Here is a 25,259-nt window from a genome sequence, read left to right as displayed (position 1 = left end):
CTTCTGCCCTGACCCCTAACTATACCACTGACAATCGCTGCCAGTTATCACTATTTTTGCTATTCAGCAATATAAAGTGCGGCTTCATCGAGCGATACGCTGACCAAGGTAGAAATCCCTGCGCTTGGCATGGTAACACCTTTTAATTCATCAGCAATTTGCATGGTTAATTTATTATGGCTAATAAAGATAAACTGCAAATCGTCTGCTAATTCATGAATGAGACTGGTAAAACGAGCGACATTAGCATCATCAAGCGGCGCATCAACCTCATCAAGCACGCAAAATGGGGCTGGATGCTGCTTAAATATCGCAAAAATTAAGCTCAGCGCGGTCAGGGTTTTTTCACCGCCTGATAACACGGCTAATCGACTATTACGCTTACCTTTTGGCTGTGCCATCAAAGTCAGCCCTGCCCGCCACTGTTCTGATTTTGGCGCATTAGCAGGCATATCCTCAGTATTTAGGGTTAAGCTTGCTTGCCCGCCACCAAAGACTTTGGCAAATAAGTTAGCAAGCTCATTATTAACCGCATCAAGTGTCTGCATAAATAGTGTCTTGGTAGTTTCATCAATCGAGGCAATCGCTTCTGTCAATGTTTGCATACTGGCAGCAATATCTGCGGTCTGCTGCGCCAGTGGCTCTAAACGTTCATTAACTTCTGCCAACTCTGCCACGGCTGCAAGATTAACTGCGCCAATTTTGCTTAATTGCTGCTCAAGCTTGTTACACTCAGATTCTAATTCTGCGATTTTGTCTGGACGCACACGGCGATCATGAGCGATAAAATCTGCCAATAAGTTTGAGACACTCATCACTTGTTGCTGATGCTGTGGCTGCTGAGATATATCCAACTGCGCTTTATATTTATGACTCGCATTAGAGTACGTATCTAGCGCTTCTTGTGTATCGCTGCTAGCATCCTCTAATTTTGCAGCGCTTAATGCCAGTTCGGTGGCGAGACGTGCAAGTTCAGACTGCTGAGTTTGCAATGTATGTTGCAGCGTATCTAGCTCGACCTGCTGCTGATTATACTCTTGCTTAAGCGCCGTTAATGCTGTCTCACGCCTTGTTAATAACGTCTGCTGCTCATCACGCGCCGTTTGCACTGTTTGCAGGGCTGCTTGCAGTGCTGGCAGCTTTTTTTGCTGCTGTTCATAATTTGTCTGTAAAATTTTCTCGCTTTGCAGTGACTTATCGTGTTGCTCGGTCACACGCATAAGGCTGCTTACGCCATGTTCTACACGTATCTCGCTCTGCTGGATACGCAGCTGCAATACTTGCCACTCATCATCGTCTGCCTGACGGGTGCGACTTAACTCACCGCGCTCAGCTTGTAATTGCTGCGTTGTCGCTCGAGCATCGGTGATTTGTGGCGTTAGCGCCGCTATTTCGCTTTGGATGTCCTGTAGCTCATTATTAAGCGTTTGTTGTTCTTGCTTAAGCTCTTGCTGCTCTTGCTCAAGGGCTATTTTATCAGCGCTTAAGCGTTGGCTGTCCGCTTGTAGACGCTCAGCATTAGCGCGTTGAGTGGTGAGCTGCTGCTGATATTTATGCTGGTCACGGGTCAATTGCTCAGCTTGCGCGCGGGTTTCTTCTAAGCTGACCGTTAGTGCATCATAGTTACGCTGATTATTAGCAATAGCCTTTTGCTTATCTTGTATTTTGACCTCAAATTCATCAAGCAGATCTTCTAACACTTGCAGACGGCTGCGCTGCTGTAAACGCTGAGTTAAAAATTGACTATTGCTATCGTTTTGACCATTTTGCGCGCCAGCAAACTTACTTAGATTAATCGTCCCCTGACGACTGATAAGCCAGCCATCAGACGTTAGCAAAATGGCTGATGATGGCAATGCCTTTAAAATCTCAGCAAGCACTTCTAACGTTTGCTTATTATTTGTCTCAGGTTGCGCAATATATAAATAACATTGCTGCCAAAGCGCTAAGTTCGGTGCGCTAATCAGCTCTGATAAAGGTAGTACTCTATCACTTAGAGTATCTGGCAATTTACTGATAAATGGTTTTATAGCTAACTCATTTTGCGTAGCAGATAACCATAAGCTGTGACCCATACCTACTGACGATTTATCTTTATTAGAAATAGGCTGGTTTTGTGCCATTTGATAAATAAACAGACTATCCAAATCATGTTCAAGCACTTGCCATAAGCTTTTCGCTTCTTGAAAACCTCTGGTGTGTTGTTGATTAGATGCTTTATCAATCAATACATGACTATCCAACCACAACGCCAATACGCTATCGAGTAATTGCGCATGTTGTTTGCCTTTCTCGCTTAGCTCAATCTGCTCGCGCAAGGTTGATATGGCCAGCTCTTTATAATCGTTAGCTATTTCGCTTCCTAACTCACCTTTAACATCAGCAGTTTTTGCATGAACAAGCGGTTGCGATTTTGGAATAGGTTTAGGATGCAATATCTGGTGTAGGGTATCGTACTCACTTGCCAATACGGCATGACGTTTTTCATATTCACTCAACTCGCGCTGCTGCATGTTTAAACGCTGTTGTAAATCATGCGCTTGCGGTTGTAGCTCTGACAGACGTTCATCAACGCTATCTTGTTGACGCTCAATCTGTTGCAGCTGTTTATTTAGCTCAGTCACTTGCGTGTCTAATGTGTGCTGTAAATTGTTCGCATCAGCCGGCTCTTGCTCGTCAGCACTATTATTTAGAGATACAGACTGTTGTAATTGCTGCCAGAGATTTTGCCAATTTTGCTGGCGGCGCTGCCATTTATCATGATTTTGCTGATAACGTTTTTGTGCTTGGCTATTAATCGCTTGCTGCTGTTCAAGCGAGCGCGCATTATCTTGCAGGCGTGACAGCTGATTTTGCGCGTCATGGTAGGCGCGCTGCAACGGTTGCTCGCTGCGTTTATGCGTGTCACGTTTATTCGTTAATTCAATAAGCTTCGGACGCAATAATTCTAGCACCTTCTGCTGCTCAGCTTCATCAGATTTTAAGCGCTCAATTTCATCGACTGCTTGCTGACGCTGCTGCTCTAAACTGGCAAGTTGCTGCTCAATGGTGGTCAGCTGTGACTTGGCATCACTGAGCTGGTGCTCAGCTTGTTGATAGCTTAACTGCTGTTGATAATGGCTGCTTTGGGCATCGTCTTTGAGCCACTGCTCCTGATTGATATATGCCGCAAGCTTATCTTGTTTAGCTTTTAGAGTCTCATAGTCGGCTTGTAAGGTTGCAACCTCAGTGGCACTACGCTCATGAGCGATTTTCTGCTGCTGCTGATTATGTTTGGCTTGATATAATTGTTGAATGGCAAGTTGTTGTTTAATATCAGCAAGCGTTAACGCCAGCTCTTCATAACGCTCAGCACTGGCGGCTTGCTTAGACAAGCGTTTTTGTTGGCTGACCAGCTCGCTTTGCATATCATGCAGACGTGCCAAATTGTCTTTAGTTTTCTCTAACTTCTTTTGCGTCTCTTCACGGCGCGCTTGATAGCGCGAAACCCCTGCCGCTTCTTCGATAAACTCACGTAGCTGCAGTGGGCTAGATTCAACAATACGCCCAATCATACCCTGCTCGATAACGGCATAACTGCGCGCGCCAAGACCCGTACCCAAGAATACATCGATCACATCACGACGACGGCAGCGCGTGCCATTGATAAAATAATCCGAGCGCCCTTCCAAATTTACCTGACGGCGAACGGACAACTCTTGATATAAATTAAACTCATGGCGAATGCCATTCTGCTCGTCTTGCGTATGCTCAAAGGTCAGCTCGACACTAGCAACACTTTTGGCGGCTTTATCTTGCGTACCCGCAAAGATAACATCACTCATCGCGCCGCCACGCAGCTGCTTGGCAGAGGTCTCGCCCAGCACCCAGCGAATGGCATCAATGACGTTGGATTTGCCGCAGCCATTTGGCCCGACAATGGCGGTGATGCCATGGCGGAAGGTAAAAGTGGTAGGATTGGCAAAGGATTTAAAGCCTGCCAGCTTGAGAGATTTTAAACGCATGAATAATCAGTAAACTTAGCAAAAACAGGCGGCTATTCTACCTCAAATTGCGCTAAATTTTTAGGGTTTATGAGGGACGCTGTAATATGGCTTAAAATCAATATCATTAATTTAAACGCTAAAAATTAAGAGAATTAAAATGACTAACTATAATCCGCAGGAACTACAGCAAAAATATGAGCAATGGCGCGCACTATACCGCCAGCAGCTTAAAGCGCAACAGCAGTTTTTGCAAGCTGAAGCATTGCTAAACGAGTTGAAAGATTACTATCTTAATCCACAATGGATGACAGATCGTGAAGCGGATCTGTCCATTGAGCACTCAGGTAAAGAGCACTCTATCTTTAGTGAAGATGCGCTGTGGAGTATGCTCAGCGACCATGATGAGCTGGCAAGAAAATGGATGCGTTTAGGGCTAGATGCGATTGATAAAAAGTAAAACCTAAATTATCCCAATCCCACTTAACAATAACTGTCCACCCGCAAATAACAATAATATGCCAAAAGCTCGCTTAAGCGTGAGCGCAGGCAGTACGTGGGCAAGTTTGGCACCGACCTTTGCCATCGCAAAGCTAGCAACGGAAATACATAAGAATCCTGTGATATGGACAAAGCCTATCGTACCTTCGGGCATATTAACCACATCTTGACCAAACCATGCAAATCCTGCTGCACCAGCCAATGCAATAGGTAAACCACAAGCGGCAGACGTACCGACCGATTGCTTCATCGGTAGCCCTGCCCAGTTTAAAAATGGCACGGTCAAGCTACCGCCGCCAATACCAAAGATAGAGGACGCCATGCCAATGCCCGTACCGGCGCTAAACTGTACACCAGTAGATGGCAACGGCTTACCGAGCTGCTCCTTATTGGATAAAAAGAGCATTTTTAGCGCGACCAGTAATGCACCAACACCGATGATAGCTTGTAACACTTTGCCATCAATCATGTCCGCAATACCGGCACCAACCAGACTACCGATGACCAAGCCCAATGCCATCTTGCGCCATACTTCCCAGCGTACACCACCGCGTTTATTGTGGGCTGTCATTGAGCTAATTGAGGTTACAACAATAGTTGCAAGTGAGGTACCAATAGCTAAATGCGTGATTACTTCAGGAGGAAAATTATAAGCCGCAAAAATCCAGAGCAATGCTGGTACGATAATCATACCGCCACCGACGCCAAACAAGCCGGCGCTGACGCCAGCAAACGCCCCTGCAATCACAAACCATACATATAACATCATCGAATTAGCCTTTTATCCTGCTTCTTTTTACTAGATTACTTTATCTTTTCAGCACTTACTTATCATACGCTTAATTGCATTTGCCAAATCGTATACTGACCTTTATCCTATCTACTCTGTATTGAATATTTGTGACCATCGCTCAGTATATCAAAAAATTCTCTTGCCACATTTATCACCTTTGCTCTATTAACCAAAGCGAAAAAACGTATGCTGCCACTCGACTCTTTATCTGACTGCGACTCTAAGTCTCACCTGCTTACTCATTTGCCAGAGCTTAACCATCGGCACCTATTTAGCAGCGTCTCGACCAACAGCGAGCTTATCATAGCGGTACAGGATGGCACGCTCAATGCCCATGAAATGCATTTACTGACAGCCGAAACCCAAAGCGCAGGTCGTGGACAACATGGGCGTTCATGGCAATCACCACGTGGCAATGTTTATCTATCGTTATACTATCCAGTTCATGTGCCGATTAGCGGTTTATTGTCGTTAATCATCGGTATTGAGTTGGCAAAAATGCCCGTTATTCAAACATTAAATGAACAATTACATGCTCAAGACTTAACGCCCATCGGGGTAAAATGGGCGAATGATTTGGGTTTTTATCAATCTTTCTCTGTAACGGATGAAGCCGTATCAAGCACGAAAATTATTCAATTTAGCAAACTGGCTGGTATATTAATTGAGCCGGTTACCCAAGCGGGCAAATTGGTCGGCGTGGTAATGGGAGTTGGTCTTAATGTACAAGCAACTCCCATGCTTACTGCCCAAACCTGCGAAGGTATGAGCTACCAAGCCATTAGCTTACAAGATATCGAGCAGCTGCTAGCGCCAGATAAACCAGCAAGTACGCTGCCAAGTCTACGAGAGCTTTATCAACAAATGAGTAAAGCACTCATGGCAGCAATGACACGCTTTGAGCATTTAGGGTTAGAGAAGCCAACTGGTCAAACCTATAATTTAGACAGCTTTTTGCAGCAATTTGACTCAATGGATGCACTAGCAGGACGGCGCTTACGTATTACCCAAGAGCACAACGGTCAAACAGAGATCCTCACTGGCTATGCTTGCGGTATTGATACACATGGATGTTTGCAATTGCGTCAAGATAACGGTAATATTTCTGCGCTTTTTACCGGACGCATCGACGTTATTGATAACGCTTAAAGCATTTACTAAATGCGCTCTATCTAAAGGGAATTTTATGCTCTGGCTTGATCTCGGCAATACTCGCCTTAAATACTGGCTGACCGATGATATCGGACAGATAGTCTCACATGATGCCAAGCAACATTTGCAAGCACCTGCTGAATTACTCATGGGTTTGACCGACCGCTTTGAGCGTTATGCCCCTGACTTTATCGGTATCTCATCAGTGCTCGGCGATGATCTCAATGTCAAAGTCTCAGAAACGCTCAGTCGCCTTAATATTCCGTTTGAATTTGTCCACGTCGATGCCAATTATCCGCTGATGAAAAGCGCTTATAATGATGAGCAGCTCGGCTGTGACCGCTGGCTACAGATGCTCGGCGCAGTGGATAGAACCAAACGTCAATGTGTGATTGGCTGCGGCACGGCGGTGACGATTGATTTGATTGATCACGCTGAGCATTTAGGCGGTTATATTTTCCCAAGCATCTATCTACAACGTGAGTCGTTGTTTTCTGGCACCAAGCAAATCACCATCTCTAACGGTACTTTTGATAGCGTCAGTCAGGGCACCACCACGCAAGATGCGGTCCATCGTGGGATATTATTGTCCATCGTTGGTGCTATTAACGAGATTAGCACACGTCATCCCAACTTTGAAGTGATCATGACTGGCGGTGATGCAGCTATTATCGCCCAACACGTCAATCGCCCTGTACGCCTACGCGATGATTTATTATTAAATGGTCTTGCGCGCTATTTTGATCATAGTAAACAGGCATGATGACTGAAAAATTTTTATAAGCTAGAAATTAAAAAAGCAGGACGCTTAAAACGTCCTGCTTTTTTATGTCTATTTGATTTGAGACCAATATAGAGTGCTAAAGGGATGAGCTATTGGCGGACTCTGTCACGCCTGCGAACAGCACGCAAGAAAAATTTAGCCCATTAGCACGAGGATATTAATGTATCCATTTTATTTTGAACTTAATATCTAATGAACACTCAATAATTCTTACTTAGTCTCTTTAAACAATTCACGACCGACTAGCATACGGCGAATCTCACTGGTACCCGCGCCAATCTCATAAAGCTTGGCATCGCGCCAGTAACGACCAAGTGGATACTCGTTGGTATAGCCATTACCACCAAAGATTTGAATGCCCTCGCCTGCCATCCACGTGGCTTTTTCGGCACACCATAGAATCACACTGGCGCAGTCTTTACGTACTTCTCGACTATGACCGGCACCGCGCGCATCCAACATATCGAGGTTTTTCCCGACCGTATATAAGAAGCTACGACCTGCTTGCAGTATCGTATACATGTCTGCAACTTTACCTTGGATAAGCTGGAACTCACCGATGGCTTGACCGAACTGCTTACGATCATGGATATAAGGCACGACATTGTCCATCACTGCTTGCATGATACCGATAGGACCTGCGGCTAATACCGCGCGTTCATAATCAAGACCGCTCATCAGTACCTTAACGCCTTCGTTTAATCCACCCAAGATATTCTCTTTCGGTACTGAAACATTATTAAAGGTCATCTCACCAGTATGGCTACCACGCATGCCGAGCTTATCAAGCTTTTGCGCCGTGCCAAAGCCTTCCATGCCTTTTTCAACGATAAAAGCGGTCATGCCTTTAGCGCCTAATTCTGGATTAGTCTTAGCATAAACTACCATTACGTCAGCATCAGGACCATTGGTAATCCACATTTTGCTACCGTTTAAAATGTAGCTGCCATCTTTTTCTTCGGCTTTTAGCTTCATACTGACTACATCTGAGCCAGCGCCTGTCTCACTCATGGCTAGTGCGCCTATAAATTCGCCACTGATGAGCTTAGGCAGATATTTTTGCTTTTGTTCCTCTGAACCATTACGTTTGATTTGGTTAATACATAGGTTTGAGTGCGCACCATAGCTTAGCGCTACAGAGGCAGAAGCACGGCTAATCTCTTCCATCGCGACCATATGTGCGACGTAGCCCATGTTAGAGCCGCCGTACTCTTCAGGAACGGTAATGCCATGTAGGCCAATATCACCCATCTTTTGCCACAGATCCATCGGGAACTCATCGCTACTGTCAATCTCGGCAGCACGTGGGGCGATTTCATTGGTTGCAAACTGCTGTACCATATCGCGTAGGGCATCAATATCTTCGCCAAGCTGAAAATTCAATCCAGGTAAACTCATAACTATTCCTTGTGTTTTGATATTTTGATATTTTTAACGTTTAGGTTCTAATCTGTTTTTTAAAGCCACTATATTTTTGATACCGTTTTTAATGTCCTAGTCAATTCAATGTGAAAGTATGACAAGGCAACCGAATGTCGATGTATATTGAATACTTCAAGCGAGGTTAACGCTGTCATACTTTTATAGTGGATTGACTCTATTTAAGACTGACTTTTATTGATTAAGGCACGTGCCACGTTTGAACCATTTGGACGACCTAAAAACTCACTGATACGCTCGCCTGCCACGACCAATTTATCCAAATCAATACCAGTACTGATACCCATACCATGCAGCATATAAACCACATCTTCAGTAGCGACATTGCCCGTTGCGCCTTTGGCGTAAGGACAACCACCAAGTCCAGCGACGGAGGTATCAAATTCACTGACACCCATTTGTAAGGCAGCTAAGGTATTACTTAACGCTTGACCATAAGTATCATGAAAATGCCCTGACAACATGCTGATATCAGCATATTCTAATGCAGCTTGTAGCGCCCGCTGTACCTTGAGCGGTGTACCAACACCAATGGTATCTGCAATACCAATTTGCTCCGAGCCTATCTCAACCAAACGCTTGGTAACGTAAGCTACTTGGCTAGGGTCAATTTCGCCTTCATAAGGGCAACCTACCGTACAAGAGATGACGCCGCGCACCTTGATCCCTTGCGCTTTAGCCGCGGCAGCCACTGGTGTAAAACGCTCAATACTCTCATCAATACTGCAGTTGATATTTTTTTGGCTAAAGGTTTCGCTTGCTGAGCCAAAGATGACGATCTCATCAGGACGATGCACGATGGCATTTTCAAAACCGCGCATGTTCGGCACCAATACCGAATAGCTCACATCAATGTGGCGTGTGGCTGCAAGTGCCTCTAACAGCGTGCTATTGTCGCCCATTTGCGGTACCCACTTTGGCGAGACAAAGCTAGTAGCCTCAAGCTTTTTAACCCCTGCGGCAATCAAATCGTTGATAAGCCTTTGCTTAACCGCAGTCGGTACCGTCATTGATTCATTTTGTAGCCCATCACGTGGACTGACATCGACGATGGTGACGTGTTTTGGGTACGAGTGATTCATGCTTATCATCCTTTTTACTTATTATCTGCACTGTCAATACGCAGCAACTCATCGCCATCGGCAACCAAGTCACCTGCGCCAAATAATAGTTCTGCAACCACGCCATCTGTCGGTGCCGTAATGGTATGTTCGATTTTCATCGCTTCAATGACAGCCAATGGCTGGCCTTTTTTCACCGTATCACCGACTGCAACTTTGAAGGCCACGACTTGCCCTGGCATTGGCGACTTTAAGCTACCGACCGCCGCATTCTCTTCACCAACATGCGCCATGATATCAACGAGGGTAATCTCATCTCGTCCGTTATCGGTAAAGACATAGACGGCCTCATGGTTTGTCCAGCTTTGGGCGTTGATACGAGCACCATCTAACCATAGAGTATGATTGTGTGCGTCAATACTGCTATAGCTGACTTGACCTTCATATACAGTTTCTATCTGGGCAGCTACATTAGCGTTGCTGTTATCTTGAGTGTTCGCAACTTCTTTCCCAATAACTAGCGTAAAGCTACTGAGGTTATCGCTGCCCTTTTTGTTATCTGAACAACTTGCATTGTGCCAGTTGCTAATAAGAGCTTTATAAGATTGCTCATTATAAACTAAGCTAAACGAGCGCGTATAATCGCTAAAGGCACGGAAACCCGTAGGCTTGCTAAAAGGATCTGACCCTTGCGTTGTCGCTTCATTGGCAAGCTGCTGCGCAATAGCAGTAACCGCAAGCGTCGATAACTCAAGCGGATGCTGATCAAACAGCTGCTCACGCTCACGCTCAATCAGCGCAGTATCAAGATTGGCTTGGCTGAATGATTCCGTATTAAGAATATAGCGCAAAAATGCGACGTTATTTGGCAGACCGACGATGCGCGTTTGGGCCAGAGCACGATCAAGCTTGGCTAACGCTTGCTCGCGAGTAGGCGCATGAACGATAAGCTTTGCAATCATAGAGTCGTAGAATGGGCTAATCACATCACCTTCGCGTACACCGTCATCGACACGTACATCCGTGCTGTTCTTATTAATGACGAAAGTACTATGCTCAGGCTTTTGATAAGTGAATAGCGTACCCGTAGCTGGTAAAAATCCATTGTCAGGATTTTCAGCACAAATACGTGCTTCAATCGCATGTCCGTTGATAGCCAGCTCTTCCTGTTTTTTCGGTAATGGCAAACCTGCCGCGACCAATAGCTGCCATTCGACCAAGTCGACGCCAGAGATAGCTTCACTGACCGGATGCTCAACTTGCAGACGGGTATTCATTTCCATAAAATAAAAGTTCATCGAACCTTCGCGCTGCTCAACGATGAACTCAACCGTACCTGCACCAAAATAATTGACCGCACGTGCAGCTTCAATTGCCGCTGTTCCCATTGCTTCACGCATCGCCGCATCGACACCCGGTGCCGGCGCTTCTTCTAATACTTTTTGATGGCGACGCTGTACCGAGCAATCTCGCTCAAACAGATGGACATAATTACCATGCGTATCACCGAAGACTTGAATCTCGATATGGCGTGGTTTCAATGCGTATTTTTCGATCAATACTTGATCGTTACCGAAACTGGTAATCGCTTCACGGCGACAAGAGTCTAATAAATCAATAAAGTCACTGGACTGCTCAACGATACGCATACCTTTACCACCACCACCAGCACTGGCTTTAATCAGTACAGGATAGCCAATGCTATCGGCTTGCTGCTGCAAAAATTGAGCATCTTGATTTTCACCATGATAGCCGGGTATTAGTGGCACGCAAGCCGCTTCCATCAAACGTTTGGACTCAGATTTTCCGCCCATGGCACGGATAGCGTCCGCAGATGGCCCGATAAAGACCAAACCTGCATCTTGGCAAGCTTGGGCAAAGTCCGCATTTTCACTCAAAAAACCATAACCTGGGTGAATAGCTTGTGCGCCAGTCTCTTTTGCAATGGCAATAATAGCATCGCCTTTCAGATAGCTATCTTTAGGAGCCGAACCACCCAAATAGATAGCTTCATCGCAGACAGACACGTGCTTAGCCTCACGGTCAGCATCAGAATAAACCGCAACGGTACTTACACCTAGACGCTTGGCAGTCGCGGCTACACGGCAGGCAATTTCACCACGATTGGCAATTAGAATTTTAGAAAACATGACAGTCCTTATCGTTTAATCTATAACTTAAAAAATTGCAGAAAGCTAATGATAATTTTATTATTTTCTAATGATCTTTCTAAATATCATTTAGAATATTTACGTTTTAAACTCAGTTGGAAAAATCCTAAGAATTTAGGATAAAAGTTCCAATATATTTTTGAAGTTAGGTAACGCATCGAAGTTTTTAGACGTTATATTGACACTATGCCAATTGGACTTTGTGCTTAAGCAGAAGTTAGCGACAACCTCTATAGCAACTAACTTATTATCAAACTCTAATAAACCCACGGGTATCCAGTAATACTTACTTGCAAAGGCATTGGGAACAGAACAGCCACAGTTTGTACAAAAATGTGAGCTAAACCCCGTCTCTTTTTGCCAGCTTTTTATATTTTCACTTTTTATCCATTTGAAATGGGTCGCTTCGATAATGGTCGCTGAATTGGCGCTTGAGCCTGATTGTTTTTTGCACAATGAACAATGGCACTGATAAATCTTAAAAGGGTCAGTCTGTATGTCAACAGAAAACTCGATATCACCACACAAGCATTTTCCTAACATTATACTGTCACCTTTTTTGAATAACGTCTGACTCTTAAACAGCTTATTCTAAGTCTTGTCACCCTAAATTAACCAATCAGGTTTACGCTTTTGCAAAAATGCTTGTACGCCCTCTTTGCCCTGCTCTGATGAGCGGATATCAGCGATGTCTTTGACCGTATCGGCAATTAGTTCATCGGTAATTGGTGCGCCCGCGACTTCATGCAATAAGCGCTTGCAGGTTTTGACGGCCTCAGGGCTATTTTTGACTACTTTGGCACAAAATTCTGCAACTGCATCATCAAGCGACTCTTCACTGACGCGCTCATGGATAAAGCCAAGCTGACGGGCTTTTTTGCTATCAAATACTTCCGCACTGAGAAAATAACGCTGTGAGGCTCTGGCACCTAAGGCTCTAATCACATAAGGACTGATAGTGGCAGGTGCTAAGCCCAGACGCACTTCGCTAAGACAAAAATTGGCAATTCTTACAGCGATAGCTACATCACAGACAGCAACCAAACCCATGCCGCCTGCATAAACATCCCCTTGTACCGCTGCTATCGTTGGTTTTGGGCACTCATAAATGGTCTTAAGCATTTGTGCCAATTTATCCGCGTCCGCTAGGTTCTCTTCATAGCTATAATCCGCCATGGCGCGCATCCAATTCAAATCGGCACCCGCACAAAAGGCTTTACCAGCCGCTGCTAAAATGATAACGCGTACTTGATCATCAGCGCCAAGCGTTTTGAATGCATCGGTTAGCTCAGCAATCATTTCATCATTAAAGGCGTTACGTATCTCAGGGCGATTCAAGGTTACTGTTGCAACGTGCTGCTCAACGTCAACCAATAGACTTTTATAATGATTCAAATTTTGTTGCATATCTTTCTCTATATTTTATGTATTTATGAGCGCTAAATGTCTGGCGATATACCGTTCAACACTACATTCTAAAGACACCAAAGCTTGTCTCTTCAATCGGTGAATTATGAGCTGCGCTAAGCGCTAACGCCAACACGTTACGCGTATCAGCAGGGTCAATCACGCCATCATCCCATAAACGAGCAGTAGCATAATAAGGATGACCTTGCTCTTCATACATCTCACGAATCGGCGCTTTAAATGCTGCTTCGTCTTCATCACTCCACGCCTCGCCTTTACGGTCAAAGTTATCACGCTTAACCGTTGCCAATACCGACGCCGCTTGCTCACCGCCCATCACAGAAATGCGCGCATTTGGCCACATCCATAAGAAGCGCGGGCTATAAGCACGTCCACACATACCGTAGTTACCAGCACCGAATGAGCCACCAACAATAACGGTGAATTTTGGTACTTTGGCATTCGCTACCGCCATCACCATCTTGGCACCATGACGGGCAATACCTTCGTTCTCGTATTTACGACCAACCATAAAGCCAGTAATATTCTGGAGGAATATTAATGGGATTTTGCGCTTACAGCACAGCTCAATAAAGTGCGTACCTTTTTGTGCAGATTCACTAAATAAGATGCCATTATTGGCAATAATACCCACTGGCATACCTTCGATATGAGCAAAACCACATACTAATGTCGTGCCAAAGCGCGCTTTAAATTCATCAAAGGCACTGTCATCGACGATACGAGTGATAATTTCTCTAATATCAAATGGCTTACGCTTATCAGTTGGAATGACGCCATATAGCTCTTTGGCATCATAGCGCGGTGGACGTGGTTTTATTTGATTTGGAATCTGTTTAGCAGAACGGTTTAAGTGGCTAACGATATTACGCGCGATTGATAACGCATGGGTATCGTTTTGCGCCAAATGATCGACCACCCCCGACAAACGCGTATGTACATCGCCGCCGCCCAAATCTTCTGCTGTGACTTCTTCACCTGTTGCGGCTTTCACCAGTGGCGGACCACCTAAAAAGATAGTTCCTTGTTCTTTAACAATAATAGACTCGTCACTCATCGCTGGTACATAAGCTCCACCAGCCGTACAGCTGCCCATGACCACCGCAATCTGTGGAATGCCAGCGGCACTCATATTCGCCTGATTAAAAAATATACGTCCGAAGTGCTCTTTATCAGGGAATACTTCATCTTGATTGGGCAAGTTCGCACCGCCAGAATCAACTAAGTAGACACAAGGCAAATTGTTTTCTTGGGCAATTTCTTGGGCACGTAGATGTTTTTTGACCGTCATTGGATAATAAGTACCACCTTTTACCGTGGCATCATTACAGACAATCATACACTCGATGCCATTGATACGACCGATACCAGCAATCACACCCGCCGCTGGGATATCTTCGCCATACATATCGTGCGCTGCCATCGGAGCTACTTCTAAAAATGGCGTACCAACATCAAGCAAACACTCGACACGCTCACGAGGTAATAGCTTACCACGTGCTAAATGCTTGGCGCGCGCACGCTCTGATCCACCTTGGGCGACTTTACGCAGATGCTGATACAAGTCATCAACGACCTCTTGCATGGCGGCACTATTTTGCTGAAATTCAGCGGCATTTGGACTCAGTTTACTGGTTATGATAGCGCTCATGATATCCCTTTTCTTTAATGCGTAAATGCGAGTAGCTTTTTTATGCGAATTATTCTAACTACTGGTTATTTTAATATTTACTGAAAAATTTATTAGTAAAATAAGAAGTAAAACGGCTCAATTTTTTATAATCCTAACTCTTCTTTCATCTGCTCAATAATTTTATATTTCTGAATTTTACCAGTGATGGTCATTGGGTATTCGGTCACAAAGCGATAATAGGCTGGCACTTTATAGTGAGCAATATGCTCACTACAGAATTGACGTACTTCTTCTTCCGTTAAGCTGCCAGCTTCTTTAGGTATAATCCAAGCAGCCAATACTTCACCATACTTTTCATCAGGAACGCCAACAATTTGCACATCACGGATTTTAGGATGACGATATAGATAGTTTTCGATTTCAACCGGATAGATGTTTTCACCGCCACGGATAACCATATCTTTACTACGACCGACGATTTTGACATAGCCATCTTCGTCCATAGTCGCCAAGTCACCGGTGTGCATCCAGCCATCTTGAATGGCTTCACGCGTTTTAAAGCGACTGCCCCAATAGCCTTTCATCACCGAATAACCTCGGGTGAGTAACTCGCCAGTTTCGCCTAAGGGCACAATTTCACCTGTTTCAGTATCAATTACTTTGACTTCAAGCGCTGGCTGCACGAGTCCCACGGTCGAGACTTGCTTATCAAGTGGCGTATGTTCATTGGTTTGACAGGATACTGGGCTGGTTTCAGTCATGCCATAAGCAATGGTGACCTCTTTCATGTGCATCTCATCGATGACACGGCGCATGATCTCAATCGGACAACTAGAGCCTGCCATAATGCCAGTACGCAAGGTCGATAAGTCGAAATTTTTAAATTCAGGGTGATCAAGCTCAGCGATAAACATCGTCGGTACGCCATGTAAACCTGTACATTTTTCCTGTTCAACTGCTTGTAATACCGATAATGGCTCAAAACCATCATTTGGATAAACGATACAACCGCCATGCGTGAGAATCGCTAAATTGCCAAGCACCATACCAAAGCAATGATATAAAGGCACTGGAATACACAGTCTATCCTCTTCAGTGAAATTCATCGCTTCACCGATGAAATAGCCATTATTTAATATATTACGATGGCTTAAAGTTGCGCCTTTCGGTGTGCCCGTTGTACCACTGGTAAACTGTACGTTAATGGCATCAGTATTTTTAAGCTGAGCTTGACGCTCGGCGATACGCGGATCATTGGCATCACCTTCTGCCATCCATGCAGAAAACTTCTGCATAAACCCAAACTCTTCATCGCTGTTTGGTTCATCAATCCAAATGATGCGCTCAATCGTTGGAATCTCGACCAAATCCAGTTGAGTGTAATTTTTGTGGTAAATCTCAGGACACATCTCACGGATTAAGCTGGCATAGTCACTACTTTTAAAATGGCGCATGAGCACCAATGCCGAGCAGCCCAATTTATTTAGCGCATATTGCAGCTCAAAAACACGATAAGCAGGATTGATATTGACTAAAATGATGCCAACCTTGGCAGTTGCTAATTGCATCAAAAGCCATTCAGCATTGTTGTGCGACCAGATACCGATACGGTCACCAATCTCAAGTCCCATTTCGATCATGCTGCTCGCTAACTGATTGACTTGCTGTTGCAGCTGTTGATATGTCCAGCGAATATTTTGATGGCAGACGACCAGCGCTTCGCGTTCAGGATATTTGGAGACGATAGCATCAAAGAAATCACCGATGGTCGCTTCAATCAGCGGCACATCAGGACCTTTATCATAGCTTTGAGTCAATGGCGCATTTGCCGAACGTGCGCCCATATTGATAGAGGGGATATTATTTAGAATGGTATCAAAATGGATATTTTGAGTCATAACGAGTCCTTTCGTTTTACTTTTTATAATGCTTATTAGTCGCCTGCCACCCATTCATTCTTCCTTGAACAGGTCTCGACTAGCGTTAGCTACTATACCGCCTTAAATCGAATGCTGTCAATAATAGTAATACAATACGTATCATTTAATTAGAGCCCAATGGTAATGGTTTATTAAAGATAGCATAAAAATATGGCAGATATTTGACACAAAAAAGCCAGTCACGCTATGTATAAGTGGCTGGCTTTTTTTTAGCACTAAATTTTAGAGTATCTTCAACTTAAAAACATGATGCATGTTTAACAAGCTAAGACCATAAACTACAGGCAATTTGATAATTACTACGCTGATATAATTGGCGGCGCCTTAATAGTAACGGTCGCGCTGACTTCATTATTATCATTGAGTAAATTCATAATAAGCTCGTCTTCAGTTTCAGTGGTTACTTGCCAGTTGCCGTTTGCTTGCGGCACGCCCGTTGCCATCACTGAGATGGCTTTATTCTTTAAGCGAATCATCGGTGGCTTATGCTCATAACCGCTATGCTCTAAACCTAATACATCATCAGCAATCGTTGCTGCTTGCGCACGTAGTGGCGCTACATAACGGCAGGCAACACCATTGATAGACATACAATCACCAATCGCATAAATATTATTGGTATTGGTTCGTAGTGTTGGTGCATCTACTACGATACCAGTGCGATGGTTGAACTCAACTCCAGCTGCAGTTGGTAATTTACCATCAACGGTCAGACCCGTGCTGGCAATCACATGGTCGACGATTAACATCTCAGATGACTGAGTATCTGTATCTTCTCCGTTAGGAGTAAATAGCTCATAGCTAACTTGCAGCTTGCCGTCATCATTACGTATGACATCGGATACTTGATAACCGCCTAAAAAATTAATACCCTGCGACTGCACTGCTTTGGCAATACGAGCAGTCGCTTTTGGCGGTAGCATTTGTGATAGCGGCGCATTATTTAAATCAATTAAGGTTACCTCATGACCTGCCTTGAGCAAGTCCTCAGCAATCTCAGTGCCTACCATACCCGCACCGACAATCGCCACGTGCTGACTACCAATGGCAAGCTTTTCTTGCAATTGCCCAAAACGCTCAATATGATTGACATGCCATACCAAATCTTGCGGCAAACTCTTAGGGAAAATAGGATGAGCACCCATCGCTAAGACCAGCTTGTCATAGCTGATGGTTGCATAATTGGTATAAACAGGATCTGAGCGCAGCGCTGAGATAAGCTGTACCGTTTGCGCAGCAGCATCAATGTCCGTGACTTGCGTATTGGCAAGTAAGGTCACTTGTGCCGCTTCTGCCGCATCAGCGCCAGTCGCGCGTACCAAGTCTGATGCCTGCTTGTTTTGGCTGATTGCCATGGTAAGCATCGGCTTATGATAACGATCGCCATTGTCTGTGGTGATTAGAGTAATCGACACCTCTTTGTCTTTGGCACGAATGGCATCAATCACATGCCAGCCGGCTAAACCTGCACCAATGATGACAATACCTTTGGCGTCTGTTGCTGTAGTAATAGGAAATGTAGCTTCTTTGCTCATACTGACTCCATGATAGATGAGAGATTATATTGTTTTTATGATAGTGGCTGTTTATGATAGTGGCTGCCATTATATCAGTAAACAGGTATTCACTCACGTAGGCGTTAATAAAGTCGCTTACAATAAAAAAAGCGCCTATTAATAGGCGCTCTAAATAAATCAACTCTAAATGACTGCCTTAATGATTGAGAATCTTTGATAAGAACATTTGCGCGCGGTCACTTCTCGCGCTTTCAAAAAACTCATCCTTGCTACAATTTTCAACGATATGACCTTCATCCATAAAGATAATCCGATTGGCAACTTGACTGGCAAAGCCCATCTCATGGGTAACACACATCATCGTCATGCCCTCACGGGTTAGCTCAACCATGACATCAAGCACTTCTTGAATCATCTCAGGGTCAAGTGCTGAAGTTGGCTCATCAAAGAGCATTGCCACTGGATCCATTGCTAACGCACGTGCAATCGCGACACGCTGCTGCTGCCCACCGGACAGCTCAGCTGGATACTTTGCTGCTTGCGCCGTTAGCCCGACGCGGTCTAGATATGCCATGGCTTTTTGCTTGGCTTCCGCTTCTTTACGTCCCAACACTTTGATTTGCGCGACAGTCAAATTATCAACAATCGTCAGATGCGGGAACAGCTCAAAGTGCTGAAAGACCATACCGACACTACTACGTAATTTTGGCAAGTTGGTTTTTGGCGCGCCAACGGAGATACCGCTGACCATAATCTCGCCTTTTTGAAAAGGCTCTAGCCCATTAACCGTTTTTATCAAGGTCGACTTGCCGCTGCCCGATGGACCACAAACGACGACGACATCGCCTTTATGCACATGGGCACTACAGCCAGACAACACTTGAAAATCACCATACCATTTACTCACATCACTCATTTGGATGACGATTTCATCGCTTGCATGACCAGTGTTAGTGACCAGTCCGCCAAATTCATTTATATACGTGTCAGTATTATTCATTACTGGCTCATTCATCACTGGCTCCTAACCACATTATTTTCATCATTATTAAATATAGCTCTTAACGTACAGGTTTCGATACGAATTTATTAAAGATCATTAGAATCTTAAACGCTTTTGTACTTGTTGTACGCCAATAGAGGCACTCAAACTGATAATAAAATAAACAGCGCCTGCTCCTAATATATAGGGCGTTAATAAACCCATCAGCTCACCGCGTACATAAGCGGCACGGAAAAAATCCGTCAAGCCAATCGCGAAAACCAATGTCGTATCTTGGAATAAAATAATACATTGCTGTAAAATCAGCGGTAGCATCTTGCGAAACGCCTGCGGCAAAATAATCAAGCGCATCGTTTGCCCATAGGTCATGCCAAGCGCTTTCGCAGCGTTAACCTGCCCACTGCCGATAGATTGGATACCCGCACGTACCACCTCTGAAAAATATGCCGCTTCAAACATCATAAAAGCGACTACACACGAGGTAAAGGCTGTATCGAGTTGCAGATATTTACCAGCGACCCAAAAATAAATCATCGGTACGGCAAAATAAAACCAGAGCAGCACGAGCAGCAATGGCACAGAACGGAAATAATTGACGTATAGCTTTGCAGGTATCTCAAGCGCTTTGATACCAGACAAACGCATCAAAGCCAATACCGTTCCTAAGCTGAGACCGCCTAAGATTGCTAAAAATAATACTTTTAAAGTAGTCAGCATGCCACCCATCAAACCGGGATAGGCAGTTGCAAGTTCGGTCATATTCATTTTTGACTCCCTGCAATTAGCCCAGGCACACGCAATTTACGTTCAATTAGCCCCATAATGGCAATTAAAGACAGATTAAACACCAGATAAATAATGGTCGCATAGGTATAAATCTCAAGACTGTTTTGAGTATATTCACTGATGGTTTTGGTCTGACTGATCAGCTCCATTACCCCAACCAAAGACGCAACTGAGGCGTTTTTAAAGCAGTTGGTCAGCTCTGAGCTCAGCGGCGGTAAGATAATTCGAAACGCTTGTGGCAGCAGTACTTCTTTATAGGCTTGTGGGATACTAAAGCCAAGTGCGTAGGCAGCATTGATCTGCCCTTGAGGTAGTGACTCGATACCAGTACGTACTTGTTCAACAATACGAGCTGCGGTAAATAAACCAAGACCGATACTGGCTGACAGCATGGCTGAGGTATTGGGAGACAAGTCTTTATACCACCACTCTTGTATGGATGGGGTGAGCCAACCTGGAGCTATATAAAACCAGAAAAATAATTGTACCAATAAAGGGATATTGCGGAAAAACGTCACATAAGCAGTACCGATAGCACGTGCGCCTTTATTCGGCAAGGTACGCATGATGCCAAAAATAGTACCAACCACCATGGCGATTGCCCATGCAATACTGCCAATCAATAACAACCAGCCAAGACCAGTAATCATCCAATGGATATACAGCTCGCTACCGATACCGGTCTGCTCAAACAGCACACCCCAGTTCCAGCTATAATTCATAATTGTCTCTCCGAGCAACGGTTAAAAAGCCCACGCTTTCAGACTGCTATCAAACTATTTGACAAACAATCTGAACGCGTAAGCATGCTATGTTGAGGGACAAGAAGCGTTATTGCGCAGTCGCTACTTTTGGCTGATCGCTATCATGTGGATTGGCAATCAATGCTTTTAAGTTATCTGACATCTCAAACTTTAGATTGACATTTTTTGGTGGAATTGGATTTAAGAACCATTTGTCATAAATGCTATTGATCTCGCCTGACTTAAAGACATTGGCTAGTGCTTCATCGACCACGGCTTTAAACTCTGGATCGTCTTTACGCATCATACAACCATAGATCTCAAACGATTGTGGCTCACCGACAATGACCCATTCATCTGGATTTTTTGCTTTGGCTTTTTCGCCTGCTAGCAATACATCATCCATCATAAAGGCATCGGCACGACCGTTTTCTAGCATCAAGAAACCTTCGCCATGGTCTTTTGCTGAGATGACATTGATATCCATCTTTTTATCATCGTTGTATTCACGAATATAACGCTCTGAAGTTGTACCTGCAGTCGTGACTAAGGTTTTACCCTTTAAATCATCGAAACCTTGGATACCTGAATCTTTTTTGGTCAATAAACGCGTACCGATTTCAAAGAAGCCGTTAGAAAAAGCGACTTGTTTCTGACGCTCTTCATTGTTGGTTGTTGAACCACACTCAAAATCCACTGTACCATTTTGTACTAATGGGATGCGTGTTTGTGAGGTAATAAGGTTATAGCGGATTTTTAGATCTGGCATATTCAGCTTTTGTTTGACAGCTTCTACCACTTTCATCTCTAAATCATGAGCATAGCCGATCGGCTGATTTGGATCATCAGCGATGTATGAGAACGGAATAGAAGAGTCACGGTGACCGACGACGATGGTGCCTGATTCTTTGATTTTATCTAAGGTGCCGTTGGTATTTGCCGTCGCCTCGGTGGTTGCTCCATCTGCTGGCGTCGCCTCATTGCTGGTTTGGCTATTGTTGTTACAGCCTGCTAGAGCTAGTGCCATTAAGGCAACTAACGTTAATGGTTTGGATATAGAGGTAGAAAGAAAGTAAGTCATGAGATATGTCCTTTTATCACATTGCCACAAGATTGGAATGACATTTAAGTGCGATAGAAACCGTAGAAAAACGCTATAAATTTGCGTTTATGGGCCCTATTGCTATGCATCCGTGCTGTTGCTGTTGTTTATCACTATGCAACTTAATGTTACTGTACAACAAATTGACTGACGAGGGTAAACTTTTTTTACTCAGCTGACTATTTTCGGTTTTTAATTTATCTAAGATAATAATCCCTAAATAAAACAAGCTCTAACGTCATTAATATAGGTACGTATTTGATAAGGCTAATAGAGAAATTCATTTTTTATAAACATCATTTCTTACGTCAACAATCTACTATAGTCAGTCCTAAATAAAAGAAATAAAAAATTATAAGGTGCTACTGGTGTCAATTTTGCTTGCTGACTGTGCCTACGCAAAAAGAAGCTGCGAATATTAATCCCAGTGGCCCTGTACTCTTTTAAAAGTGTATCTACTATAGATACGATTGATAAATCCGAACCTATCCCCATAAAGCTAGCAACTTCTTAATCTTATAAATGACCTATGACCCAAGATACCCAAACTCCGAATTCCCCTGAACAAAATACTGATCTGATGCAAGATAACGACATTCGCCAACGCTTTTTTATTGAAGACTCTCCGGTGCGCGGTGATGTGGTGCGCCTATCGCGTAGCTATGCGACGACCATTGCGCAAAAGCCTTATCCTGAAGCACTAAAACGCTTACTCGGTGAGATGTTGACGGCTGCAAGTTTGTTGATTGGTACTGTTAAAATCAATGGTCGCTTGTCGATTCAATTGCAATCATCAGATAGCGATAGTTTGCTGAATTGGGCGATGGCTGAATGTGATCAAAACGGTATTATCCGCGCCCTTGCCAGCTGGAAAGGTGATACTGACGAGCACGTGCAAGCGTGGAATAATATGCTGCATGCTAAAGAAGCGTTTGCTGAACTGGGCGCTACTGGTCAAGGCGTATTATTTATTAATATCCAACCGGATGGCGGCGAGCCATATCAAGGTATTGTTGAACGTAGCCATGACAATTTGGCAGATTGCTTGGCGCATTATCAAAAGCAATCGGCACAGATTCCAACGCTGATTAATTTGGCATCTGATGGTTTACAAGCGGGTGGCATCTTGGTGCAAATGCTGCCGCGTACCGCTCAAGAAACCTACGAAGTTGAGCAAAATGAAGATGCTGGTATTGATGATGACTTGTGGACACGCTTGTCTGTATTGACGCGTACACTGAAAGCAGAAGAATTGACCACGCTTGATACCAATGAGATTTTGTATCGCTTATATCATGAAGAAAAAGTCGTTGCTCCTGATCCTATCTCGTTATCGTTTGGTTGTACGTGTTCACGTGAAAAGTGTGAAATGGCAATCGAGCAAATCGGCGAAACAGAAGCATTGGATATCGTTGCAGAGCAAAACGGTACCTTTGAGATGGATTGCGGATTCTGCGGTGAGATTTATAAATTTAATAAAGACGATGTGGCAGCGATTTTTGCTGAGTAGTCTTTTATCTCATTGATTTAAGTATAGTCAATTCCAAATAAAACAGATACGTTATATTCCAACGCAGTACTGGTATAAATTTTTCTGGCGTGCTGTGCCTACGCTGACAGAGGCTGCGTAAAATTCATCTCAGTCCTACTGTCTCGTTTTAATACTGAATTCACTATAGTCAGTCATAAAAAAACCCTCAAGTATGATGCTTGAGGGTTTTTAGCATTAGTCTGATTATTTTGTATCTCTTATTCTAAACCTCATAGGTTTCTGGATAAGAATAAATACGCGGGTTCAGCGCATACTTTGCTTCATGTGCATCGCCTAATCTATCATCCAAGAGCCAAGCAATGATTTGCTGATGTACTCTATCGCTGTAGATTAAGTTCATATGGTTTATCCCATAAAAAATAGCTTTGTGCCCCTCTGGCACTGCCAGCGTATGCTCTTCGGTATGCTCACCCAGTGCTGACTCTACCGAAACCAGCCCATCGCCCAATAAACTTGTGGTCTTAAATTCAAAATGGGTCTCGACCATCACTGCTGCTACCAGATAGGTATTCACATGCAATGGCAAGTGAGTAGGATGACGAAAATCTGCTGGTAGCACACTACGCCCCTCTAACGCTTGCCAGTCTGCATCTCGAATACTGCCGTAACGCAGATCAATGATACCCGCACTGCGCATATCACCAAGCTTTGCCAATGACCCAGCAAAGGGCAATTTAGCGATTTTATCTTGGACAAAATGCCCAATCTGCTCCAAACTTGCGCCATGATGCGGCGACCCTAAAGTCACCAGATTGCTCACCCTTTTGACCCAGCTAAAACCTTGCTCTTTGCCATAAAACAGCGCGCTACGGCTTACCAAACCGCCCATACTATGACCGACCAAATCAATCTGGGTGATGTCTGGGTTATTCTCAACCAAATCTTGCAACACTTGAGCAAAGCTACGTCCATTACTTGAGATACGTCGACCTGTATTATAATTTAAGTACAAGACAGTCGCTGATGGCAAGCTATACATGAGCGCTTTTGCCAGATTATTCTCACCAGATACTTTCCAGCTTAAGTGGCTTAAACAAAGTCCATGGCATAGAATAATAACGCGCCCTGACAATACAGCGCTTTGCACCCGATTATTGGTATCATACAGCACCATCGATACTGCTAATGGATTTTGATGCGTAATCAGATGATCGCCCATCACTCCGTTTAGGATATTGACCATGCGCCGCAAGTTCTTTGGTAATAGTCTCACCTTTTTGGGTTTTAAAACAGTATTATAAAGGTGCAGACCTGAGGCTAAATTATTACCAATCAGTTGCATCGCCTGACGTACTGTACCATAGATGCGTCCCGTGATACCTTGTTGCCAGCGCTCGACATTTCCTTTATTAAACCGCCCTAAAGGACGCAGTAATATCTCGCGGTGGATGGCTTCCACAATGTCAGTCACCTCGACCACACCCATAGTCGCAAGCTGTGCCAATCCTTCAAAAAAACCAACCAATGAGAGCGGTTGATACGGTTGAATATCAGTATGATTCACGCTTTTTTCAGTCAGCTCATCCACATAGATATAGTCAAGCTTATCCAGTTCCTCATAGACATCGCCTTGAAATCCTATATCGATAGCAGATTGCTCATCAGAAGGACGCCGAGTCGTTGCAAATAAATCATGGATAGTTTCTAAAGGTTTTGGACTGAGCATAGTG

At 44.2% G+C, this 25,259-nt stretch carries 19 protein-coding genes; 4 read left to right on the top strand and 15 right to left on the bottom strand.

Annotation, left to right across the window (positions count from 1 at the left end; genetic code table 11):
- Positions 1-59 precede the first annotated feature (59 nt).
- The gene (locus PSYCG_RS01775; RefSeq protein ID WP_020442702.1) at positions 60-4,004 is read right to left on the bottom strand and encodes an AAA family ATPase; all 3,945 of its coding nucleotides are present in this window, start codon (positions 4,002-4,004) and stop codon (positions 60-62) included.
- Between the two features lie 139 nt (positions 4,005-4,143).
- Here PSYCG_RS01775 and PSYCG_RS01770 point away from each other — a divergent pair, with 139 nt between their 5' ends.
- Positions 4,144-4,443: a DUF4298 domain-containing protein gene (locus PSYCG_RS01770; protein ID WP_020442701.1), complete on the top strand. Its 300-nt coding sequence runs from the start codon at positions 4,144-4,146 to the stop codon at positions 4,441-4,443.
- Positions 4,444-4,446: 3 nt separating this feature from the next.
- On the opposite strand, the gene PSYCG_RS01765 is transcribed toward PSYCG_RS01770, so the two are convergent.
- The gene (locus tag PSYCG_RS01765; RefSeq protein WP_041772399.1) at positions 4,447-5,250 is read right to left on the bottom strand and encodes a sulfite exporter TauE/SafE family protein; all 804 of its coding nucleotides are present in this window, start codon (positions 5,248-5,250) and stop codon (positions 4,447-4,449) included.
- Between the two features lie 213 nt (positions 5,251-5,463).
- On the opposite strand from PSYCG_RS01765, the gene PSYCG_RS01760 reads away from it, so the two are divergent.
- Both PSYCG_RS01760 and PSYCG_RS01755 read left to right on the top strand, forming a co-directional pair.
- A complete protein-coding gene (locus PSYCG_RS01760; RefSeq protein WP_020442699.1) occupies positions 5,464-6,426 on the top strand; it encodes a biotin--[acetyl-CoA-carboxylase] ligase in 963 nt (320 codons plus the stop codon).
- Between the two features lie 37 nt (positions 6,427-6,463).
- Entirely contained in the window at positions 6,464-7,192 is a 729-nt protein-coding gene (locus tag PSYCG_RS01755) for a pantothenate kinase (protein WP_020442698.1), read from the top strand.
- A gap of 231 nt (positions 7,193-7,423) precedes the next feature.
- Here the strand turns inward: PSYCG_RS01755 and PSYCG_RS01750 are convergent, their stop codons facing one another.
- From PSYCG_RS01750 to PSYCG_RS01695, 12 genes are all read right to left on the bottom strand, one after another.
- The gene (locus tag PSYCG_RS01750) at positions 7,424-8,611 is read right to left on the bottom strand and encodes an isovaleryl-CoA dehydrogenase (protein ID WP_020442697.1); all 1,188 of its coding nucleotides are present in this window, start codon (positions 8,609-8,611) and stop codon (positions 7,424-7,426) included.
- 203 nt (positions 8,612-8,814) lie between these two features.
- A complete protein-coding gene (locus PSYCG_RS01745) occupies positions 8,815-9,735 on the bottom strand; it encodes a hydroxymethylglutaryl-CoA lyase (RefSeq protein WP_020442696.1) in 921 nt (306 codons plus the stop codon).
- A gap of 14 nt (positions 9,736-9,749) precedes the next feature.
- The gene (locus PSYCG_RS01740; RefSeq protein ID WP_020442695.1) at positions 9,750-11,864 is read right to left on the bottom strand and encodes an acetyl/propionyl/methylcrotonyl-CoA carboxylase subunit alpha; all 2,115 of its coding nucleotides are present in this window, start codon (positions 11,862-11,864) and stop codon (positions 9,750-9,752) included.
- A 135-nt stretch (positions 11,865-11,999) separates the two neighbouring features.
- Positions 12,000-12,428, bottom strand: a complete 429-nt coding sequence (locus PSYCG_RS01735) for a GFA family protein (RefSeq protein WP_020442694.1) — start codon at positions 12,426-12,428, stop codon at positions 12,000-12,002.
- A gap of 63 nt (positions 12,429-12,491) precedes the next feature.
- Entirely contained in the window at positions 12,492-13,292 is an 801-nt protein-coding gene (locus PSYCG_RS01730) for an enoyl-CoA hydratase/isomerase family protein (protein WP_020442693.1), read from the bottom strand.
- 61 nt (positions 13,293-13,353) lie between these two features.
- Positions 13,354-14,964, bottom strand: a complete 1,611-nt coding sequence (locus tag PSYCG_RS01725) for a carboxyl transferase domain-containing protein (protein WP_020442692.1) — start codon at positions 14,962-14,964, stop codon at positions 13,354-13,356.
- Positions 14,965-15,089: 125 nt separating this feature from the next.
- Positions 15,090-16,844, bottom strand: a complete 1,755-nt coding sequence (locus tag PSYCG_RS01720) for an AMP-binding protein (RefSeq protein ID WP_020442691.1) — start codon at positions 16,842-16,844, stop codon at positions 15,090-15,092.
- A 341-nt stretch (positions 16,845-17,185) separates the two neighbouring features.
- Positions 17,186-18,421, bottom strand: coding sequence for an FAD-dependent oxidoreductase (locus tag PSYCG_RS01715; protein WP_020442690.1), 1,236 nt, complete (start codon positions 18,419-18,421; stop codon positions 17,186-17,188).
- A 178-nt stretch (positions 18,422-18,599) separates the two neighbouring features.
- Positions 18,600-19,319, bottom strand: coding sequence for an amino acid ABC transporter ATP-binding protein (locus tag PSYCG_RS01710; protein WP_041772397.1), 720 nt, complete (start codon positions 19,317-19,319; stop codon positions 18,600-18,602).
- A gap of 183 nt (positions 19,320-19,502) precedes the next feature.
- Positions 19,503-20,171 (bottom strand): ABC transporter permease subunit, encoded by a 669-nt coding sequence (locus tag PSYCG_RS01705; protein ID WP_011512706.1) that lies wholly within the window; start codon positions 20,169-20,171, stop codon positions 19,503-19,505.
- Positions 20,168-20,914, bottom strand: a complete 747-nt coding sequence (locus tag PSYCG_RS01700; protein WP_011512705.1) for an amino acid ABC transporter permease — start codon at positions 20,912-20,914, stop codon at positions 20,168-20,170. The genes PSYCG_RS01705 and PSYCG_RS01700 overlap by 4 nt, the downstream gene beginning before the upstream one ends.
- Positions 20,915-21,023: 109 nt before the next feature.
- Positions 21,024-22,016 (bottom strand): glutamate/aspartate ABC transporter substrate-binding protein, encoded by a 993-nt coding sequence (locus PSYCG_RS01695; RefSeq protein WP_020442688.1) that lies wholly within the window; start codon positions 22,014-22,016, stop codon positions 21,024-21,026.
- Between the two features lie 550 nt (positions 22,017-22,566).
- Here PSYCG_RS01695 and PSYCG_RS01690 point away from each other — a divergent pair.
- Positions 22,567-23,547, top strand: a complete 981-nt coding sequence (locus PSYCG_RS01690) for an Hsp33 family molecular chaperone HslO (protein WP_020442687.1) — start codon at positions 22,567-22,569, stop codon at positions 23,545-23,547.
- A gap of 244 nt (positions 23,548-23,791) precedes the next feature.
- Here PSYCG_RS01690 and PSYCG_RS01685 read toward each other — a convergent pair whose 3' ends face one another.
- Positions 23,792-25,255, bottom strand: coding sequence for an esterase/lipase family protein (locus tag PSYCG_RS01685; protein WP_020442686.1), 1,464 nt, complete (start codon positions 25,253-25,255; stop codon positions 23,792-23,794).
- Positions 25,256-25,259 lie beyond the last annotated feature (4 nt).

Source organism: Psychrobacter sp. G, assembly GCF_000418305.1.
GTDB classification, from domain to species: Bacteria; Pseudomonadota; Gammaproteobacteria; order Pseudomonadales; family Moraxellaceae; genus Psychrobacter; species Psychrobacter cryohalolentis.
This window is presented reverse-complemented; position numbering and strand designations above follow the sequence as displayed.

Bases quoted from the DNA above. Each gene is read 5' to 3' on its own strand.
- PSYCG_RS01775 (WP_020442702.1), bottom strand. From the start codon at position 4,004: ATGCGTTTAAAATCTCTCAAGCTGGCAGGCTTTAAATCCTTTGCCAAT.
- PSYCG_RS01770 (WP_020442701.1), top strand. From the start codon at position 4,144: ATGACTAACTATAATCCGCAGGAACTACAGCAAAAATATGAGCAATGG.
- PSYCG_RS01765 (WP_041772399.1), bottom strand. From the start codon at position 5,250: ATGTTATATGTATGGTTTGTGATTGCAGGGGCGTTTGCTGGCGTCAGC.
- PSYCG_RS01760 (WP_020442699.1), top strand. From the start codon at position 5,464: ATGCTGCCACTCGACTCTTTATCTGACTGCGACTCTAAGTCTCACCTG.
- PSYCG_RS01755 (WP_020442698.1), top strand. From the start codon at position 6,464: ATGCTCTGGCTTGATCTCGGCAATACTCGCCTTAAATACTGGCTGACC.
- PSYCG_RS01750 (WP_020442697.1), bottom strand. From the start codon at position 8,611: ATGAGTTTACCTGGATTGAATTTTCAGCTTGGCGAAGATATTGATGCC.
- PSYCG_RS01745 (WP_020442696.1), bottom strand. From the start codon at position 9,735: ATGAATCACTCGTACCCAAAACACGTCACCATCGTCGATGTCAGTCCA.
- PSYCG_RS01740 (WP_020442695.1), bottom strand. From the start codon at position 11,864: ATGTTTTCTAAAATTCTAATTGCCAATCGTGGTGAAATTGCCTGCCGT.
- PSYCG_RS01735 (WP_020442694.1), bottom strand. From the start codon at position 12,428: ATGTTAGGAAAATGCTTGTGTGGTGATATCGAGTTTTCTGTTGACATA.
- PSYCG_RS01730 (WP_020442693.1), bottom strand. From the start codon at position 13,292: ATGCAACAAAATTTGAATCATTATAAAAGTCTATTGGTTGACGTTGAG.
- PSYCG_RS01725 (WP_020442692.1), bottom strand. From the start codon at position 14,964: ATGAGCGCTATCATAACCAGTAAACTGAGTCCAAATGCCGCTGAATTT.
- PSYCG_RS01720 (WP_020442691.1), bottom strand. From the start codon at position 16,844: ATGACTCAAAATATCCATTTTGATACCATTCTAAATAATATCCCCTCT.
- PSYCG_RS01715 (WP_020442690.1), bottom strand. From the start codon at position 18,421: ATGAGCAAAGAAGCTACATTTCCTATTACTACAGCAACAGACGCCAAA.
- PSYCG_RS01710 (WP_041772397.1), bottom strand. From the start codon at position 19,319: ATGAGTGATGTGAGTAAATGGTATGGTGATTTTCAAGTGTTGTCTGGC.
- PSYCG_RS01705 (WP_011512706.1), bottom strand. From the start codon at position 20,171: ATGAATATGACCGAACTTGCAACTGCCTATCCCGGTTTGATGGGTGGC.
- PSYCG_RS01700 (WP_011512705.1), bottom strand. From the start codon at position 20,914: ATGAATTATAGCTGGAACTGGGGTGTGCTGTTTGAGCAGACCGGTATC.
- PSYCG_RS01695 (WP_020442688.1), bottom strand. From the start codon at position 22,016: ATGACTTACTTTCTTTCTACCTCTATATCCAAACCATTAACGTTAGTT.
- PSYCG_RS01690 (WP_020442687.1), top strand. From the start codon at position 22,567: ATGACCCAAGATACCCAAACTCCGAATTCCCCTGAACAAAATACTGAT.
- PSYCG_RS01685 (WP_020442686.1), bottom strand. From the start codon at position 25,255: ATGCTCAGTCCAAAACCTTTAGAAACTATCCATGATTTATTTGCAACG.